18 protein-coding genes are annotated in these 17056 nt (G+C 59.4%); 16 read left to right on the top strand and 2 right to left on the bottom strand.

Annotation, left to right across the window (positions count from 1 at the left end):
* The first annotated feature begins 9 nt into the window (after positions 1-9).
* The 11 genes from rpmD to dsbD all read left to right on the top strand — a co-directional run bounded on the left by rpmD (position 10) and on the right by dsbD (position 7827).
* Entirely contained in the window at positions 10-189 is a 180-nt protein-coding gene (rpmD, locus tag CLU94_RS11600) for a 50S ribosomal protein L30 (protein ID WP_010394435.1), read from the top strand.
* A 30-nt stretch (positions 190-219) separates the two neighbouring features.
* A complete protein-coding gene (gene rplO, locus CLU94_RS11595; RefSeq protein WP_034753211.1) occupies positions 220-651 on the top strand; it encodes a 50S ribosomal protein L15 in 432 nt (143 codons plus the stop codon).
* Positions 652-683: 32 nt separating this feature from the next.
* Complete coding sequence (secY, locus tag CLU94_RS11590) at positions 684-2018, top strand: preprotein translocase subunit SecY (RefSeq protein ID WP_010394438.1); 1335 nt, start codon at positions 684-686, stop codon at positions 2016-2018.
* Positions 2019-2036: 18 nt separating this feature from the next.
* Positions 2037-2255 carry a translation initiation factor IF-1 gene (gene infA / locus CLU94_RS11585; RefSeq protein WP_005663428.1) on the top strand — a complete coding sequence of 73 codons (219 nt, stop codon included), beginning with the start codon at positions 2037-2039 and terminating at the stop codon, positions 2253-2255.
* A gap of 42 nt (positions 2256-2297) precedes the next feature.
* Positions 2298-2411, top strand: a complete 114-nt coding sequence (gene rpmJ, locus CLU94_RS11580) for a 50S ribosomal protein L36 (RefSeq protein ID WP_010394471.1) — start codon at positions 2298-2300, stop codon at positions 2409-2411.
* 14 nt (positions 2412-2425) lie between these two features.
* Positions 2426-2791 (top strand): 30S ribosomal protein S13, encoded by a 366-nt coding sequence (gene rpsM, locus CLU94_RS11575; protein WP_046681666.1) that lies wholly within the window; start codon positions 2426-2428, stop codon positions 2789-2791.
* A 17-nt stretch (positions 2792-2808) separates the two neighbouring features.
* On the top strand, positions 2809-3213 hold the full coding sequence (gene rpsK / locus CLU94_RS11570) for a 30S ribosomal protein S11 (RefSeq protein WP_010394475.1): 405 nt from the start codon (positions 2809-2811) through the stop codon (positions 3211-3213).
* A 257-nt stretch (positions 3214-3470) separates the two neighbouring features.
* Complete coding sequence (rpsD, locus tag CLU94_RS11565; protein WP_010394478.1) at positions 3471-4094, top strand: 30S ribosomal protein S4; 624 nt, start codon at positions 3471-3473, stop codon at positions 4092-4094.
* Positions 4095-4200: 106 nt separating this feature from the next.
* Positions 4201-5178, top strand: coding sequence for a DNA-directed RNA polymerase subunit alpha (locus tag CLU94_RS11560; protein ID WP_008444343.1), 978 nt, complete (start codon positions 4201-4203; stop codon positions 5176-5178).
* Positions 5179-5311: 133 nt separating this feature from the next.
* On the top strand, positions 5312-5704 hold the full coding sequence (gene rplQ / locus CLU94_RS11555) for a 50S ribosomal protein L17 (protein WP_034753219.1): 393 nt from the start codon (positions 5312-5314) through the stop codon (positions 5702-5704).
* Between the two features lie 173 nt (positions 5705-5877).
* The gene (gene dsbD, locus CLU94_RS11550) at positions 5878-7827 is read left to right on the top strand and encodes a protein-disulfide reductase DsbD (RefSeq protein ID WP_099668273.1); all 1950 of its coding nucleotides are present in this window, start codon (positions 5878-5880) and stop codon (positions 7825-7827) included.
* Between the two features lie 71 nt (positions 7828-7898).
* On the opposite strand, the gene CLU94_RS11545 is transcribed toward dsbD, so the two are convergent.
* Positions 7899-8435, bottom strand: coding sequence for a Spy/CpxP family protein refolding chaperone (locus CLU94_RS11545; RefSeq protein WP_257218772.1), 537 nt, complete (start codon positions 8433-8435; stop codon positions 7899-7901).
* 186 nt (positions 8436-8621) lie between these two features.
* On the opposite strand from CLU94_RS11545, the gene CLU94_RS11540 reads away from it, so the two are divergent.
* The 5 genes from CLU94_RS11540 (at position 8622) to CLU94_RS11520 (ending at position 16231) form a co-directional block, all read left to right on the top strand.
* Positions 8622-9350, top strand: a complete 729-nt coding sequence (locus tag CLU94_RS11540; protein ID WP_034753223.1) for a response regulator — start codon at positions 8622-8624, stop codon at positions 9348-9350.
* Complete coding sequence (locus tag CLU94_RS11535; protein WP_099665736.1) at positions 9347-10705, top strand: ATP-binding protein; 1359 nt, start codon at positions 9347-9349, stop codon at positions 10703-10705. The genes CLU94_RS11540 and CLU94_RS11535 overlap by 4 nt, the downstream gene beginning before the upstream one ends.
* An 87-nt stretch (positions 10706-10792) precedes the next feature.
* Positions 10793-11965 (top strand): efflux RND transporter periplasmic adaptor subunit, encoded by a 1173-nt coding sequence (locus CLU94_RS11530; RefSeq protein WP_099665735.1) that lies wholly within the window; start codon positions 10793-10795, stop codon positions 11963-11965.
* Positions 11962-15072, top strand: coding sequence for an efflux RND transporter permease subunit (locus CLU94_RS11525; protein WP_099665734.1), 3111 nt, complete (start codon positions 11962-11964; stop codon positions 15070-15072). The genes CLU94_RS11530 and CLU94_RS11525 overlap by 4 nt, the downstream gene beginning before the upstream one ends.
* Positions 15073-15343: 271 nt before the next feature.
* Entirely contained in the window at positions 15344-16231 is an 888-nt protein-coding gene (locus CLU94_RS11520) for a hypothetical protein (protein WP_253192768.1), read from the top strand.
* 79 nt (positions 16232-16310) lie between these two features.
* On the opposite strand, the gene yihA is transcribed toward CLU94_RS11520, so the two are convergent.
* Positions 16311-17048, bottom strand: a complete 738-nt coding sequence (yihA, locus tag CLU94_RS11515; RefSeq protein WP_077398853.1) for a ribosome biogenesis GTP-binding protein YihA/YsxC — start codon at positions 17046-17048, stop codon at positions 16311-16313.
* Positions 17049-17056 lie beyond the last annotated feature (8 nt).

Raw genomic sequence — 17056 nt, 5'->3', positions numbered from 1 at the left:
GTGGACAAAATGACAAACACAGTCAAAGTGCAATTGGTCAAGGGCTTGATCGGTACGCGCGAATCGCATCGCGCTACCGTGCGCGGTCTGGGTCTGCGTCGTGTAAATTCGGTTTCCGAATTGCAAGACACCCCATCCGTACGCGGCATGATCAATAAAGTATCGTATCTCGTTAAAGTTGTCGGGTAAGCCTTCGGGCTTACACGAACGGAGCAAATCATGGAATTGAATACTATTGCACCAGCCGAAGGCGCTAAGCACTACAAGCGTCGCGTCGGTCGCGGTATCGGCTCCGGCCTGGGTAAAACCTCGGGTCGTGGTCACAAAGGTCAGAAATCGCGTTCGGGCGGCTTTCATAAAGTCGGTTTCGAAGGCGGTCAGATGCCTCTGCAACGCCGTCTGCCTAAGCGCGGTTTCAAATCGATGCACGCAACCTTCAAAGCTGAAGTGCGCCTGTCCGATCTGAACAACCTGGCTGTTGGCGATGTCGACATTCTGGTCTTGAAGCAAGCTGGCGTTCTGGGCGTGTTGGCCCGTGACGTGCGCGTGATCTTGTCCGGCGAAATCACCAAAGCGGTGAATTTGAAGGGCTTGAAAGTGTCCGCTGGCGCGAAAGCAGCCATCGAAGCAGCCGGCGGCTCGGTAGCCTGAGTTGACCGCTAACAGCTTGATCGGAGCGAAAATTGGCGACTAATCCACAACTTGCTAAAAGTGCAGCGGCCGGTTTCCCTTGGGGACGGCTCTGGTTTTTGCTTGGCGCATTGGTGGTTTATCGTATCGGTGCTCACGTCCCGGTTCCCGGGATTGACCCGACACAATTAGCCTCGCTGTTCAAGGAGCACGAAGGCGGCGTCCTGGGCATGTTCAACATGTTCTCGGGCGGTGCCTTGTCTCGTTTTACAGTGTTTGCGCTGGGTATCATGCCTTATATCTCGGCCTCGATCATCATGCAATTGCTGTCGATCGTGTCACCGCAGATGGAAGCGTTGAAAAAAGAAGGCGAAGCAGGTCGTCGCAAGATCACCCAGTACACCCGGTATTTCACGGTTGCCCTGGCACTGTTCCAAGCGTTAGGCATTGCAGTCGCACTGGAGTCGCAAGCTGGTCTGGTGTTGGAACCTGGTCTTGCATTCCGCTTCGTGACGGTCGTCACTTTGTTGACCGGAACAATGTTTTTGATGTGGTTGGGTGAGCAAATTACCGAGCGTGGTTTGGGTAATGGCATCTCGATCATCATTTTTGCCGGGATTGCAGCAGGTCTGCCGTCGGCGTTGGGTGGCTTGTTCACTCAGGTGTCGAATGGTTCGATCGGCAGCTTCAGCGCGATTTTCATCGTGATCCTGGTAGCACTGGTAACGTACTTCGTTGTATTCGTCGAACGTGGTCAGCGCAAAATATTGGTCAATTACGCGAAGCGCCAGGTAGGCAACAAGATTTATGGCGGTCAAACCAGCCATTTGCCGTTGAAGCTGAACATGGCCGGCGTGATCCCGCCGATCTTTGCTTCTTCGATCATCTTGTTCCCGGCCACTATCGTGGACTGGTTTTCAAAGGGCGCCGACAACGCTAACCCTGCGGTGCGGTTCTTGAAAGATTTGGCAGCATCGATGGGGCCTGGTGAGCCTATCCATGCGCTGTTGTACGCAGTGGCGATCGTGTTTTTCTGTTTCTTCTATACAGCGCTGGTCTTTAACAGCAAGGAAACAGCGGATAACTTGAAGAAAAGCGGTGCGTTCATTCCCGGGATCCGTCCAGGCGAACAGACAGCCCGTTACATCGACAAGATCCTGACACGCTTGACACTTGCCGGCGCAGTCTACATCACCCTGGTGTGTTTATTGCCGGAATTTATGCAAGCCCAGTGGAAAGTACCATTCTATTTCGGCGGTACTTCTTTATTGATTATTGTAGTTGTCACCATGGATTTCATGGCGCAAGTACAGAACTACGTGATGTCGCAGCAATATGATTCACTGCTGCGCAAAGCAAATTTCAAGGGCGGAATTCCGACGCGTTAAGCGCGGTAAACATACCGAATGGCAAAAGACGACGTCATACAGATGCAGGGCGAGATTCTTGAGAATCTCCCAAATGCAACATTTCGAGTGAAGCTGGAGAACGGACACGTGGTGCTCGGGCATATTTCAGGTAAAATGCGGATGAACTATATTCGCATTCTCCCTGGAGACAAGGTGACGGTGGAGTTAACGCCGTACGACCTGAGCCGAGCCCGCATTGTGTTCCGTACCAAGTAACACACTGAATCAAACCAAAGAAGCGAAAGAAAGAGCCCAAAAATGAAAGTTCTCGCATCAGTCAAGCGGATCTGCCGCAACTGCAAGATCATCAAGCGCAAAGGCGTAGTCCGCGTTATCTGCGTGGAACCACGTCACAAGCAGCGTCAAGGTTAATCGAGGAATAACAAATGGCACGTATTGCAGGGGTTAATATCCCAAATCATCAGCATACCGTTATCGGCCTGACGGCCATCTACGGTGTGGGCCGTCCACGCGCAGAGAAAATCTGTGCATCGACCGGTGTAGCAACCAACAAAAAGATCAAAGATCTGGATGACAGCGAACTGGAAAAGCTGCGCGATGAAGTAGGTAAATTCATCGTCGAAGGCGATCTGCGTCGTGAACTGTCCATGAACATCAAGCGTTTGATGGATCTGGGTTGCTACCGCGGCATGCGTCATCGTAAGGGTCTGCCTTGCCGTGGCCAGCGTACGCGTACGAACGCACGTACCCGCAAGGGACCGCGTAAAGCCGCTCAATCGCTGAAAAAATAATCCGCTAGGGAATAATTATGGCTAAGTCGCAAAATAACGCCGCATCAGCACGCGTGCGTAAAAAAGTTAAAAAGAACGTCGCTGAAGGCATCGCGCATGTCCACGCTTCGTTCAATAACACCATCATTACCATCACCGATCGTCAAGGCAATGCCTTGTCGTGGGCTACCTCCGGCGGTGCAGGCTTCAAGGGTTCGCGTAAATCGACCCCATTCGCAGCGCAGGTCGCCGCGGAAGCCGCTGGTAAAGTGGCTGTTGAGTGTGGCGTGAAGAACTTGGAAGTACGTATCAAGGGCCCAGGTCCTGGTCGTGAATCCGCCGTTCGCGCGCTGAACAACCTGGGCATCAAGATCACCGAGATCCAGGACGTGACGCCGGTACCGCACAACGGTTGCCGTCCACCGAAACGTCGTCGTATCTAAGATAGTGTTGCAGAGGGCGCTTCGGCGCCAGCTGCTTTGCTGTCTGTTGTAACTCAGTACAGTTGTGTGAAAACGCTGGAGCAGGGAGCCGGAAACGGTTATACTGCCCGGCTGTTCTTGCCTGTCAAATTCTGTTTGACGGGTTTTTCGTTTTCAGCCACCGTCTGATTGAAACCAAATCAGACTAGCGCCTAACCGCATCAGTGTGTTTGATCATGCATGTGGCTGGGGCGTTATCATTTAAAAAAGGAAGTATCGTGGCACGTTATATCGGACCTAAAGCAAAACTTTCCCGCCGTGAAGGTACAGACCTGTTCCTGAAGAGCGCACGTCGCTCGCTGGACAGCAAGTGCAAACTGGACGTCAAGCCAGGCCAGCACGGTGTCAAATCCGGCGCCCGCACCTCGGACTACGGTAACCAACTGCGCGAAAAGCAAAAAGTCAAGCGCATGTACGGCGTGCTGGAACGTCAATTCCGCCGCTACTTCGCTGAAGCAGACCGTCGTAAAGGCAACACCGGCGAAACGCTGTTGAAGTTGCTGGAAACGCGTCTGGACAACGTTTGCTACCGCATGGGCTTTGGCTCGACCCGCGCTGAAGCGCGTCAATTGGTCAGCCACAAAGCGTTCACCGTGAACGGTATCGTTGTGAACATCGCTTCGTACGCAGTCAAAGTTGGCGACATCGTTGCTGTTCGTGAAAAATCGAAAAAGCAAGTGCGTATCGTTGAAGCACTGTCGCTGGCTGAACAAGTTGGTATGCCTAGCTGGGTTTCGGTTGATGCCAAGAAAATGGAAGGCACCTTCAAGTCCCTGCCAGAGCGTAACGAAATCGCTAACGACGTCAACGAATCGCTGATCGTCGAGCTGTACTCGCGTTAATAGTAGTTAGCAAGACTCCCGCCCACTCACTTTCTTGAGTGGGCGTTTTACTAATGCCATCAGCCTTATCGGTGTAATGAGCCGAGGGTATTGAAAAGGACATTTCATGCAAAACAGTTTGTTGAAGCCACGTATTATCGATGTTGAAGCTCTCGGTGCAGGTCACGCCAAGGTCGTGATGGAACCGTTCGAGCGCGGCTATGGCCACACATTGGGTAACGCGTTGCGCCGCGTTCTGCTGTCGTCGATGGTAGGCTACGCGCCGACCGAAGTGACGATCGCTGGCGTCGTCCACGAATATTCCTCCCTCGATGGCGTGCAAGAAGACGTCGTCGATCTGTTGCTGAACTTGAAGGGTGTGGTTTTCAAAGTCCACAACCGCGATTCGGTAACCCTGACCCTGAAAAAAGAAGGCGAAGGCGCCATCCTGGCCTCCGACATCGACCTGCCGCATGACGTCGAACTGATCAACCCTGACCACGTGATCGCCCACCTGACCGCTGGTGGCAAGCTGGACATGCAGATCAAGGTTGAAAAAGGCCGCGGCTACGTTCCTGGTAACGTGCGTCGCCTGTCGGAAGACACGAACAAGACCATCGGCCGCATCATTTTGGATGCGTCGTTCTCGCCAGTGCGCCGTGTATCGTACTTCGTTGAATCGGCCCGCGTTGAACAGCGTACCGACCTGGACAAGCTGATCATCAACATCGAAACCAACGGCGTGATCTCGCCGGAAGAAGCGATCCGCCAGTCGGCCCGCGTCCTGGTGGACCAGTTGAATGTGTTCGCTGCCCTGGAAGGCACGGAAGCCGCCGCCGAAGCGCCATCGCGCGCTCCGCTGGTCGATCCTATCCTGTTGCGTCCAGTCGACGACCTGGAGTTGACCGTGCGTTCGGCGAACTGCCTGAAAGCGGAAAACATCTACTACATCGGCGACCTGATCCAACGTTCGGAAAACGAACTGCTGAAAACGCCAAACCTGGGCCGCAAGTCCCTGAATGAAATCAAGGAAGTGCTGGCATCGCGCGGCTTGACCTTGGGCATGAAGCTGGAAAACTGGCCGCCTGCCGGCCTGGAAAAGTAATACGTAGTTGTAGCAAACTGCCTGGGACAGGTGTCCCAGGCTTTTATTTTGTAGCACCAAACCGGCCCGCGATGAAGCTTCCGCCTCATTGATCGAAGAGCTGGAATTTAAACACTCACCGAAAGGATTTATCATGCGTCACGGTCACGGCCTCCGTAAACTGAATCGTACCTCGTCCCACCGTCTGGCAATGCTGCGCAACATGACAGTATCGCTGCTGCGTCACGAAGCGATCAAAACCACCCTGCCAAAAGCAAAAGAACTGCGCCGCGTTGTCGAGCCAATTCTGACCCTGGGCAAAACCGACTCCCTGGCAAACAAGCGTCTGGCCTTCAACCGCCTGCGCGACCGTGAAATGGTCGTCAAACTGTTCGCTGAACTGGGCCCACGTTTCGCCAACCGTAACGGTGGTTATGTGCGTATCCTGAAAATGGGTTTCCGCGTCGGCGATAACGCTCCTATGGCGTTCGTTGAACTGATGGATCGTCCAGATACGACCGAAGCAGTTGAAGTTGCTGGCGAGTAATCCCAGTAATTGCATCTAAGAAAGCCAGGCCTAGCCTGGCTTTTTTGTTTTCTGCTGCAGCTATCCTTGCTGCGGTGTACTATTCTTCTTTCGCGCCGGCCCGGCACAAGCGCTGCCTGCTCCGCGCGACTCTTGTCGAATGGCACAGCTGATGCCGCAGAAAAAGGTTGTTCATGTCCCGTTTCCCTTCCAGCGCCACCGCGCGCGCCGCTCCCCTACATCAACTGCTGATCTGGCTTGCCACCTGTATGCTGCTGGCCATGGCCGTCTTTGGCGCCAATCATGCCCGCGCCGACGATGAATTCCTCGACCCGGAGCTGGCGTTTAGATTTTCCGCCCGCATGCAGGACCCGTCCACCATCGCCGTTACCTATGTGATTGCCGATGGCTACTATATGTACCACGAGCGCTTCAAGTTCGAAGCCGTGGGCGCCAAGCTGGGTACGCCCATGTATCCGAAGGGCAAGGTCAAGTTCGACGACACTTTCCAGAAGAACGTGGAAACCTTCCGCCAGACCCTCACCATCACCATTCCCGTGGAAGCGGGTGGCGCGTTCACCCTGAAGGCGACGGGCCAGGGCTGCTCGGACAAGGGCCTGTGCTATGCGCCGCAGGATGCCACGGCTCAGCTGGTGGGCGGTGGCGGCGGCCAGAGCATGGCGCCGGGCGGCTTGCCCTCGAAGTTCGCCTTGCCGGCCGCGCCGGCAGTCGACACGGCCGCCGTCAACGGCCCGCAGGCGCAGGCGTCGCCTGGCGTGTCCGTCATGAGCATTCCCCAGGCCAATATCACCAGCACGCCCGAGCCGGTAGCGGCAGCGCCCGTGGCGGCCAGCCCTGCGCCCGCGCAAAGCGAGACGGGCAAGATCGAAGCGGCCCTGAAGGGGGGCAAGCTGCTCGTCATCGTGCCCCTGTTCATGCTGCTGGGCCTGGGCCTGGCATTTACGCCATGCGTGCTGCCGATGGTGCCGATTTTGTCGTCGATCATCATCGGCGATGGCGCCAAGGTCAGCCGTTCGCGCGGCTTGCTGCTGTCGCTGACATACGCGCTGGGCATGGCCATCGTCTACACGGCGCTGGGCGTGGCGGCCGGCCTGGCGGGCGAAGGCCTGGCGGCCCAGCTGCAAAATCCGTGGGTGCTGGGCTTCTTTGCCCTGCTGATGGCGGGCCTGGCGCTGTCGATGTTCGGCTTGTATGAGCTGCAAGTGCCGGCTTTCCTGCAAGGCAAGCTGACGTCCGTGTCGAACCAGCAATCGTCGGGCCGCCTGGCGGGCGTGTTCGTCATGGGCGCCATTTCCGCCCTGATCGTGGGGCCCTGCGTGGCCGCGCCGCTGGCCGGTGCCTTGCTGTACATCAGCCAGACGCGCGACGTCGTCATCGGCGGCAGCGCCTTGTTTGCCATGGCGGTGGGCATGAGCGTACCTCTGCTGTTGGTTGGCGTGTCGGCCGGTACCTTGCTGCCCCGCGCCGGCGCCTGGATGGATGCCGTCAAGCGCTTCTTTGGCGTACTGCAGCTAGGCGTGGCCTGGTGGCTGGTCTCGCCCGTGCTGCCGGGCGCCGTGCAGATGCTGGGCTGGACGGTGCTGTTCATCGGCTACGGCATGTATTTGCTGGTGGGCAAGAGCGGCGCGAAGAATGCCTGGATCGCCAAGGCCTTCGGCCTCGTATTTGCCGTGCTGGGCGCGATGCAACTGGTGGGCGTGGCCAGCGGTGGCCGCGATCCGCTGGCGCCGCTGGCCCACCTCGGCGGTGGGCAAGTGCACGCGCAGCCGTTTATGCGCGTAAAGACCGTGGCGCAGCTCGATGCGGCGCTGGCCCAGCTCAATGGCAAGCCGGCCCTGCTGGACTTTTATGCGGACTGGTGCGTGTCCTGCATCGAAATGGAAAAACTGACCTTCGTCGATCCCGCCGTACGCGAGAAGATGGGGCAAGCCGTGCTGCTGCAAGTGGACGTGACGGCCAATGATGCGGACGACAAGGCCATGCTGAAACGTTTTCAGCTGTTCGGCCCGCCTGGCATCATCATGTTCAACCCGCAAGGGCAGGAAATCGCCCAATCGCGCGTGATCGGTTTCCAGAACGCCGCCACCTTCCTGACCTCGTTGCGCAAGCTCGACGGGCAGTAAGCGGTCACTTGTCTCGTCAATAAGAAAAAGCCTGCATTGCAGGCTTTTTCTGTGTTTACACCCGCTACAACTTAGCCGGCTTTGGGATGCTGCTGCATGCCGTCGTGAGCGCCACGGTGCCCACCGCGGTGGCCGCCGTGCTTGCCGCCAGGCACGCTGTCGTCAAACACTTTCTTTTGCTCCGGCGTCAGCACGGCATAAAAGGTTTTCAGCGAGGCCAGGCGGCTTTCCTGGTTCGCGATGCGTTCCTTCGACATGGCTATCCATTGCTCCATGCGTTCCGGCGCCGACAGCTTGGCCATCGCTTCGCGCTTGGCTTTCCAGTCGCCCATCGGTTTTTTCGGCGCATTGGCGGCCGTGAAAGTGGCCCAGGCCGGTTCCTGCGCGGCCGTCAGCTTCAGTTTGTCGTGCAGGCGGGCCTGGTACTTGGCCATGCGCTCGGCCGGGTTGCCGCCGCGGTGCTGGCCATCGTGTTGCATCTTGGTGCTGGCGGCAGGCGCGCTGGCGGCCGCTTCCTGGGCGTGGACGGTCAGCGATGCCGCACCCATGCCGAGTACGCTCATGGCGATGATCAAATTCTTGCGCAAGGTTGTCATTGAGGCGTTCATCTGGATTCCTTTGTAAAAGTGAGGGATGTACATGTTGCTGCACATGAATCCATGTTGGACGCGCCATGTTTCCCCGAAGTGTCCGCTGCCAGACAGTTTGTATCTATATGTTTCTTCGGGTCTCCTATATACAAGACGATACAAATGCGCTGTGCAAGGCCGGGGGAAGTGGGGATAATTCGTACCATGGAACCCACTTCTACAATTCTCATCGTCGACGATGACCGCGATATCCGCAGCTTGCTGGCGGACTACCTGGAAACGAACGCCTACCGCACCCTGGGCGCGGCAGATGGCACGGCCATGTGGAAAATCCTCGACGAAACGCGGCCCGACTTGATCGTGCTGGACTTGAACCTGCCCGGCGACGATGGCCTGACCCTGTGCCGCAAGCTGCGCGCCCAATCGACGGTGCCGGTGATCATGTTGACGGCGCGCAATGAGCCGCTGGACCGCATCCTGGGCCTGGAAATGGGCGCCGACGATTACTTGCCGAAACCGTTCGAACCGCGTGAATTGCTGGCGCGCATACGCAGCGTGCTGCGCCGCAGCCATGCCATGCCGTCGAACGTGCCATCGGACAAGGCGCAGCAAATCCGCTTTTCCGGCTGGACCCTGGACTTGACGGCGCGCCACCTGCTCAATCCCAGCGGCCTGGTGATCATGCTGTCGGGTGCGGAGTTCCGCTTGCTGCGCGTGTTCCTGGAACACCCGAACCGCGTGCTCAACCGCGACCAGCTGCTGAACCTGACGCAGGGCCGCGACGCCGACCCGTTCGACCGCTCGATCGATATCCAGATCAGCCGCCTGCGGCAAAAGCTCGGTGAAGATGCCCGCTTGCCGCAAATCATCAAGACCGTGCGCAACGGCGGCTACGTGCTGGCCGGCCAGGTCAATGTGGAGCCCCACGCGTGAAGGCCTTCCTCGGGTCGATGACGGGTCGCGTCTTCATGTTCTTGCTGATCGGCATCGTCGCGTCGGCCGCGCTGACGCAGTGGCTGGCCGTGGGCGAACGTCAGCGCGCCATCGAGCAATACCGCGACTACCACGCCGTCGAGCGGGCCGAGCAGCTGGTGATGGCGGCCGACGTGGTGCCGCTGGCCTCGCGCGCCGCCTACCTGAAAGTGGCCAACAAGGGCAGCGTGCGCCTGGAACTGCGTCCCGAAACGGAACATACGCCCGGCGCACCGACGGAATTTTCCACCGCCCTGCAAGCCAAGCTGGGCGAAGGTTTCAAGGTCAGCGCGCTGGCCGAACGCCCGGCCGCCTGCGTCAAACCGCGCCAGACGCCGGGCATGTTTGCCGCCAAACCATGGGGCGGCACGTGCGAAAACCTCGATGTGCGCATGCAGGATGGCCACGTGCTGCGCCTGATGGTCTTGCCGCCGCGCCAGCAGCCGCCGTTCAACGAACACAACGACTGGATGACCTTGCTGCCTTTCCTGATCAGCATCGCCATCCTCGCCTACCTGGTCACGCGCATGACCATGCGCCCGCTCAAGCAACTGGCGCAGGCGGCGAAAGACCTGGGCAACGACATCAACCATCCGCCGCTGACCCTGTCGGGCGCCAGCGAGATCCGCCAGGCCAGCGCCGCCTTCAATGCCATGCAGGCGCGCATCCGCCAGCATATTTCCCAGCGGACACAGATGCTGGCAGCCATCACGCACGACTTGCAGACGCCGCTGACGCGCTTGCGTTTGCGCCTGGAAAAAGTGGCCGATACGGAATTGTATGACCGCCTCGTGGGCGATTTGTCGGCCATGCAGAGCATGGTCAAGGAAGGGCTGGACCTGGCCCGCTCGATGGATAGCACGGAAGCGATGCAGGCGCTGGACCTCGATTCCCTGTTGGATAGCGTCTGTTCCGACGCGGCTGATGCCGGCCAGAAAGTCACCCTGAATGGGCAGGCAGGTATGGCCTTGATGGCGCGCCCGATCGCCATGCGGCGCTGCCTGGTGAACTTGATCGACAATGCCGTCAAATATGGCCTGTACGCGCAGGTTGCCGTCGAGCGCATCCCGGGTGCAGCGCGCATCCGCATCCGCGACGGGGGGCCAGGCATTGCGCCAGATCAATTGGCTAAAGTGTTCGAACCGTTTTACCGCATCGAGACTTCGCGTTCGCGCGAATCGGGCGGCACGGGCCTGGGCCTGACCATCGCGCGCAATATCGCCGAACAGCATGGCGCCACGGTTTCACTGCTCAATCATGTCGACGGTGGACTGGAAGTCACCCTGATCGTGCCCGAGTATTACGCAGGAAAGTGAGCATTTCCGTGCGACAATATTGTGCTTTATGCCCCCTGGCAACTACCTTCAACCAGCAGCCCTGCGCTGCGACAGCGTGACAGAACAATGAAAAAGACTAGTCTGGCAATCCTCGTGGGTGCGGCCCTGTGTATCGGCGGCGGCATCTGGTATTTCAATCATCAGCCCGGCGCGGCGAGCGGTGGGCAGGATGGCAAAGGGGGCAAGGGCGGACAAGCGCCGACGACGGTGAGCGTGGTCGTTCCGGTGCGCCAGGATGTTCCGATGGTGCTGCAAGCCAATGGCAGCGTGATGCCGATCAGCAGCGTCGACTTGCACCCGCAGACGACCAGCACGATTACCAAGGTGCATATCCGCGAAGGCCAGTTCGTCAAGCAGGGCGAGCTGATGTTCACTCTCGATGCGCGCAGCGAACACGCGAATGTCGACAAGGCGCAGGCGCAGGTCTTGCGCGACCGCGCCTCGGTGCAGGACTTCGAGCGCCAGCTCAAGCGCAGCCAGGATTTGCTGAGCAAGAATTTCATCGCCCAGGGCGCCGTCGATACCCTGCAAAGCCAGCTCGACGCGGCACGCGCCTTGCTGGCCGCCGACCAGGCCGCCTTGCGCGCCGCCCAGGTGGATTCCAGCTACACCGTCCTGCGCGCGCCGCAGGCGGGCAGGGTAGGGGCCATCAATGTCTATGCGGGCAGCCTGGTGCAGCCGACCACGTCGCTCACCAGCATCACCCAGCTCGACCCGATCGACGTGTCGTTCACCTTGCCGGAAAGCAGCCTGTCCGGCTTGCTGGCGGCGCAAAAGGCGGGCGAGGTGCCTGTCACGGCGCTGTTGTCCGATGCGGGCGGCAAGCAGCTCGACGGCAAACTGAACTTTATCGACAATGCCGTCGATTCCGCCACCGGTGTGATCCGGATCAAGGCGCGTTTCAATAATGGCGGCACCGACCTGTGGCCAGGCCAGTACGTGAATACGCAGCTGACCGTGCGCACCCTCAAGGATGCGCTGGTGATCCCGCAAAACGCCATCATCACGAGTACTTCCGGTACCTTCGTGTACTCGATGGAGGCGGACAGTACGGCCAAGATGCGCAAGATTACCCGGGTGTACGCGTTCGGGCCGAGCGCCGTCGTCACCGGCCTGGCAGGCGATGAAAAAGTCATCGTCGATGGCAAGCAGAACTTGCGTCCAGGCAGCAAGGTGCGCCTGGCGGAAAAACACAAGGCCGCCGATGGCGCCGCCGCACCGCAGGGCAAGCCAGCATGAACCTGTCCGAACTGAGCATCCGCCGCCCCGTCATGGTGGTGCTGCTGTCCCTCTCCATCATTCTGGCCGGCGTGCTGGCCTACCTGCAAATTCCCGTGGCGGCCTTGCCGAGCTACAACACGCCCGTCATCAACGTCAGCGCCGACCTGGCCGGCGCCAGCCCGGAAACCATGGCCTCGTCGGTGGCCTTGCCGCTGGAAAAACAATTTTCCACCATTTCCGGCCTCAGCCTGATCACGTCCACGAGCACGCTGGGCAATACCTCGCTGACCCTGGAATTTGACGCCAGCATCAATGTCAACGAGGCGGCCGTCGACGTGCAGGCGGCCCTGCTGCGGGCGCAGCGCCAGTTGCCGACGGAAATGACGGACTTGCCATCCTACCGCAAGGTCAATCCTGCCGATGCGCCGGTGCTGTTCATCCAGATGACGTCGCCATCGCTGAACTTGTCGGATCTCAATGATTATGCGGAAAACCTGATCGCCCCGAGCCTGTCGACCCTGCCTGGCGTGGCCCAGGTGATCGTGAATGGCCAGAAGCGCTTTGCCGTGCGCGTGCGCGCCCGTGCCGACCTGATGAATGCGCGCAACCTGACGATGGACGAGCTGGCCACCGCCTTGCGCACCTCGAACACGAATTCCCCGTTGGGCATCCTTGACGGCCCGAGCCAGACCCTGACCATCCAGGGCAATCCGCAAATGATGAAAGCGGCTGATTTTGCCGAATTGATCGTCGCCAGCCGCAATGGCCAGCCCGTGCGCCTGAAAGACGTGGCCGAGGTGGAAGACAGCTTTCAATCGATCAAGGCCGTCGGCAGTTTCAACGGCGAGCGCTCGATCAGCCTGATGGTGCAGCGCCAACCGGATGCCAACACGGTGCAAGTGGTCGATGGCGTGCGCCGTTTGTTGCCTGGGTTCAAGGAACAATTGCCGCAATCGATACAGATCAGCCTGGTTAACGACCGTTCGCTGTCGATACGCGAAGCTATCCACGACGTCAATTTGACCTTGGCCCTGACGGTGGTGCTGGTGGTGCTGGTGATTTTCCTGTTCCTGCACCGCGCGGCCGCCACCTTCATTCCTGCCGTCACCATGCCGATTTCCCTGCTGGGCGCCCTGGCTCTGCTGTACTGGCTCGGCTACAGCCTCGACAACGTCTCGCTGCTGGGCATTACCCTGGCCGTCGGCTTGGTTGTCGACGATGCCATCGTGGTGCTGGAAAACATCGTGCGCCATATCGAGATGGGCAAGAAACCGATACGCGCGGCCCTGGAAGGGGCGAAAGAGATGGGCTTTACCATCATCTCGATTTCCGTCTCGCTGGTGGCCGTGTTCATCCCCATCTTCTTCATGCCGGGCGTGATCGGCTTGTTGTTCCATGAGTTCGCCGTTGTCGTCTCGCTGGCCGTGCTGGTGTCCGCCATCGTCTCGCTGACCCTGGTGCCGATGCTGGCCAGCCGCTTCCTGCCGGCCGATTCGCGCGAGCACAATGACAGCGACCCCAGCCATGGCGAAAAAACCTTCATCGGCCGCCATTTCGAAGCGGGTTTCACGAAATTGCGCAACGGTTACGTGCATCTGCTCGACAAGGCCTTGGCGCACCGCAACGTGGTGCTGTTCGTTGCCGTGTGTACCTTTGCGCTGACGGTGCTGTTGTACGCCACGATACCGAAAGGTTTCTTCCCAGAAGAAGACCTGGGCCAGATCCAGGTCAATACGGAAGCGTCGGAAGACATTTCCTCGGCGGCACTGCAGGATTTGCAAGCCCGCGTGGCGGCTGTGCTCAAGGCGGACCCCAGCGTGCAGGATGTGACCTCGTTCGTCGGCGGCGGCAACACGGGGCGCATGTTCATGGTCTTGAAACCGCGCAACGAGCGGCCGAAAATGCCCGTGGTGCTGGAAAACCTGCGCCGCGCGACGAGCACCGTGCCCGGCATGGCCGTGTATTTCCGCCCCGTGCAAAACTTGCAGTTGGGCGGACGCCAGAGCAAGAGCCGCTACCAGTACACCTTGCAAAGCGTCAGTCCCGACGCCTTGAATGACTGGGCGGAAAAGTTTATTGCCGGAATGCGCACGGATCCGGCCTTCCGCGACGTCACCAGCGATTCCCAGATCAAGGGCTTGCAGGCGTCGCTCAGGATCGACCGCGACAAGGCCAATTTGCTGGGCGTGCAAATGTCCGACATCCGCACGGCCCTGTACAGCGCCTTTGGCGAGCGGCAAGTGTCGACCATCTATTCGTCGGCAGCCAGCTATTACGTGATCCTGGAAGCGGCCACGGCAGACCGCCAGTACGACGATGCGCTCACGCGCGTGTCCGTGCGCAGCAAGACGGGCGAACTGGTGAAACTGTCGAGTATTGCCTACGTGGAACGCACGATCGGGCCCACGTCCGTGAATCACCAGGGGCAGTTGCAGGCTGTTACCATCGCCTTCAACCTGGCGCCGGATGTGCCGCTGGGCATCGCCACGGGCAAGATCGACGCGATGGCCAAGGACATGAGCTTGCCGGCCTCCATCATCACGCGCTACGGCGGCGACGCGGCCGTGTTCCAGAGCTCGCAGTCCAGCCAGATCATCCTCATCATTGCCGCGCTGGCCGTGATCTACGTGCTGCTCGGTGTGTTGTATGAAAGCTATATCCACCCGCTGACCATCCTGGCCGGCTTGCCATCGGCGGCCGTGGGGGCGCTGCTGACCCTGCGCCTGTTCGGCATGGACCTGACCATGATCGCCATCATCGGCATTTTGATGCTGATCGGCATCGTCAAGAAAAACGCCATCATGATGATCGACTTCGCCCTGCATGCGCAGCGCAACGACGGTCTGGCGCCGGCGGAGGCCATCCGCCAGGCTTGCATCCTGCGTTTCCGCCCCATCATGATGACGTCGGCGGCGGCCTTGATGGGCGCCTTGCCGATCGCCCTGGGCCTGGGCGCCGGCGCCGAGCTGCGCCAGCCGCTGGGCCTGGCCGTGGTCGGCGGCTTGCTCTTTTCGCAAGTGATTACCCTGTTCATCACCCCCGTGATCTATCTGTTCCTGGACAAGTACAGCGGCACGGGACCGTTGACGGACGAGCAATTGGTGGCGCTCGACAACAAGGCCTGATCCGCCATACGGCCAGCACCGGCGCCCCGTTCCTGAGTGAATGCGGCGCCGGTTTTGTATGGGCCGTGATACATACGGTAACAACCGTCAAGGGACGGCTAGGGTACGCTGATACCGCTGCAAGGAAAGTCGCTATCCTGTACGCTTCGGGTTGGAAATGCCGAGGAAGTGTTCCCAAAAGCAAGGGACTCTGGCACTATGGCTGCCCTGTAAGATTACTTTTGTCGCTACACAGAAAGCACGATTCATTTTGCATGACACGACCCATTTGATGGCTGCCGATTCCGATGTTTGCCCCACCTGCGGGCAAGTCATCCAGCCACCACCGGCCTACGGGTCCAGGACCAGCACCATGCGCAAGGTGGCGCTCGGCGTGTCCGTCTTGCTGCACGTGCTGCTGGCGGCGTATGTCTTGTTGCGTAGCGACAAGATCGAAAAGATCCCGCCGCCGAAGAAGGAAAGCGCGATGGTCTACATTGCGCCGCTGAAAGACAAGCCGCAACCGAAGCCGCAACCGAAACCCACGCCGAAACCGAAGGACACGAAAGTGGCCAAGGTCAAACCGCCACCGGCGCCGAGCAAGCGCGTGGTCACGAAAGACGTGCCGCGCGACAAGCCGAAACTGGAAACCTTCACGCCGCCGCTGGTGTCGAAAGTGCCGTTGCCGCCGCCGCCCGCTGAAGACATGAGTTCGATGATCGAGCAGCGCCGCAAGCAGCGTCAGGCGCAAAATCCCGCGCCGCCGGCCGAGGAAAGCGAAAACGACCGCGCCATGCGCGTGGCCAAGGCGAATATCGCCGGCGCCCAGGGACGCAATTCCGGCAGCGACCGCGAGGATTCGGGCGGCGTGTTTTCCATCGTCAACCAGACCTCGTTCAGCGCGGAAGTCAAGTTCAAGGGCTGGAACGGCAACTTCAAGCGCAACTGGCTGAAGCAGGAAAAAGTGGAGCTGGGCAATGAGCCCGATATCGAAACGGCAATCCTGAAGAAGATGATCCAGCTGATCCGTGCCGAAAAACCGGGCGACTTCGTGTGGGAATCGCGTCGCCTGGGGCGTAACGTCAACCTCAGCGCCCGCGTGGAAGACACGGCCGAGCTGATGGCTTTCCTGCGCCAGGAATTCTTTTCCGAGAAGCGGCCAGGGCCGGGACGGCGCTAGGCGCCCGTCAAACTGACGGCAATAAAAAAGGCTGCACCGTGTGAACGGGCAGCCTTTTTTTACGCAGCGTTGATCTCGATCAAGCCGGTTTGTCCGATTCCGGCTCGACGTCGTCTTCCATGTCGATCAATTCGACCATCTGGGCCGCGCCGTCTTCGCTGATGCCGGCCAGTTCCATGATCTTGTCGTTGGCTTCGTCGATGCCGACGCGTTTCAGGGCCGAGAACAGTTGCACGGTGAACGGGAAGCCGACGCCGTCTTCATCCACATAGCTGTCGAGCTTGGCTTTCGCCTGGCGCAAGGCATTCACGGATTCATTACGGTTCAGCTTATCGACCTTGGTCAGGATGCAGTGGATCGGTTTGCCCGTCGGGGCGAACCATTCCAGCATTTGAATGTCCAGGTCTGTGAACGGGCGGCGCGAATCCATGATCAGGATCAACCCCGCCAATTGCTCGCGGCGCTGCACGTAGTCGCCCAGCAGGCGCTGCCAGTGCAATTTGGCCGAGCCCGATACTTCCGCGTAGCCGTAGCCCGGCAAGTCGACCAGCAGGCATTCGATCTCTTCGACGATGGTGGCATCCTTGCGGTGCTGCGCCACGTGGGCGCCGCCGATGGAGAAGTAGTTGATGTGCTGGGTACGGCCAGGTGTCTTGGAGGCGAACGCCAAGCCTTTCTGATTACACAAGATGTTGATGGCGGTCGATTTACCGGCATTGGAGCGGCCGGCAAAGGCGATTTCCGGCACCGTGGTATCGGGCAGGTCACGCAATTGGTTGACGGTCGTAAAGAAGCGGGCTTGCCAGAGTTTTGACATGGGAGTAG

Origin of the sequence: Janthinobacterium sp. 13 (assembly GCF_002749695.1) — a bacterium.
GTDB classification, from domain to species: Bacteria; Pseudomonadota; Gammaproteobacteria; order Burkholderiales; family Burkholderiaceae_D; genus Janthinobacterium; species Janthinobacterium kumbetense.
Note: the sequence above shows the minus strand (reverse complement) of the source record. Positions and strands in the feature narration are given on the sequence as shown.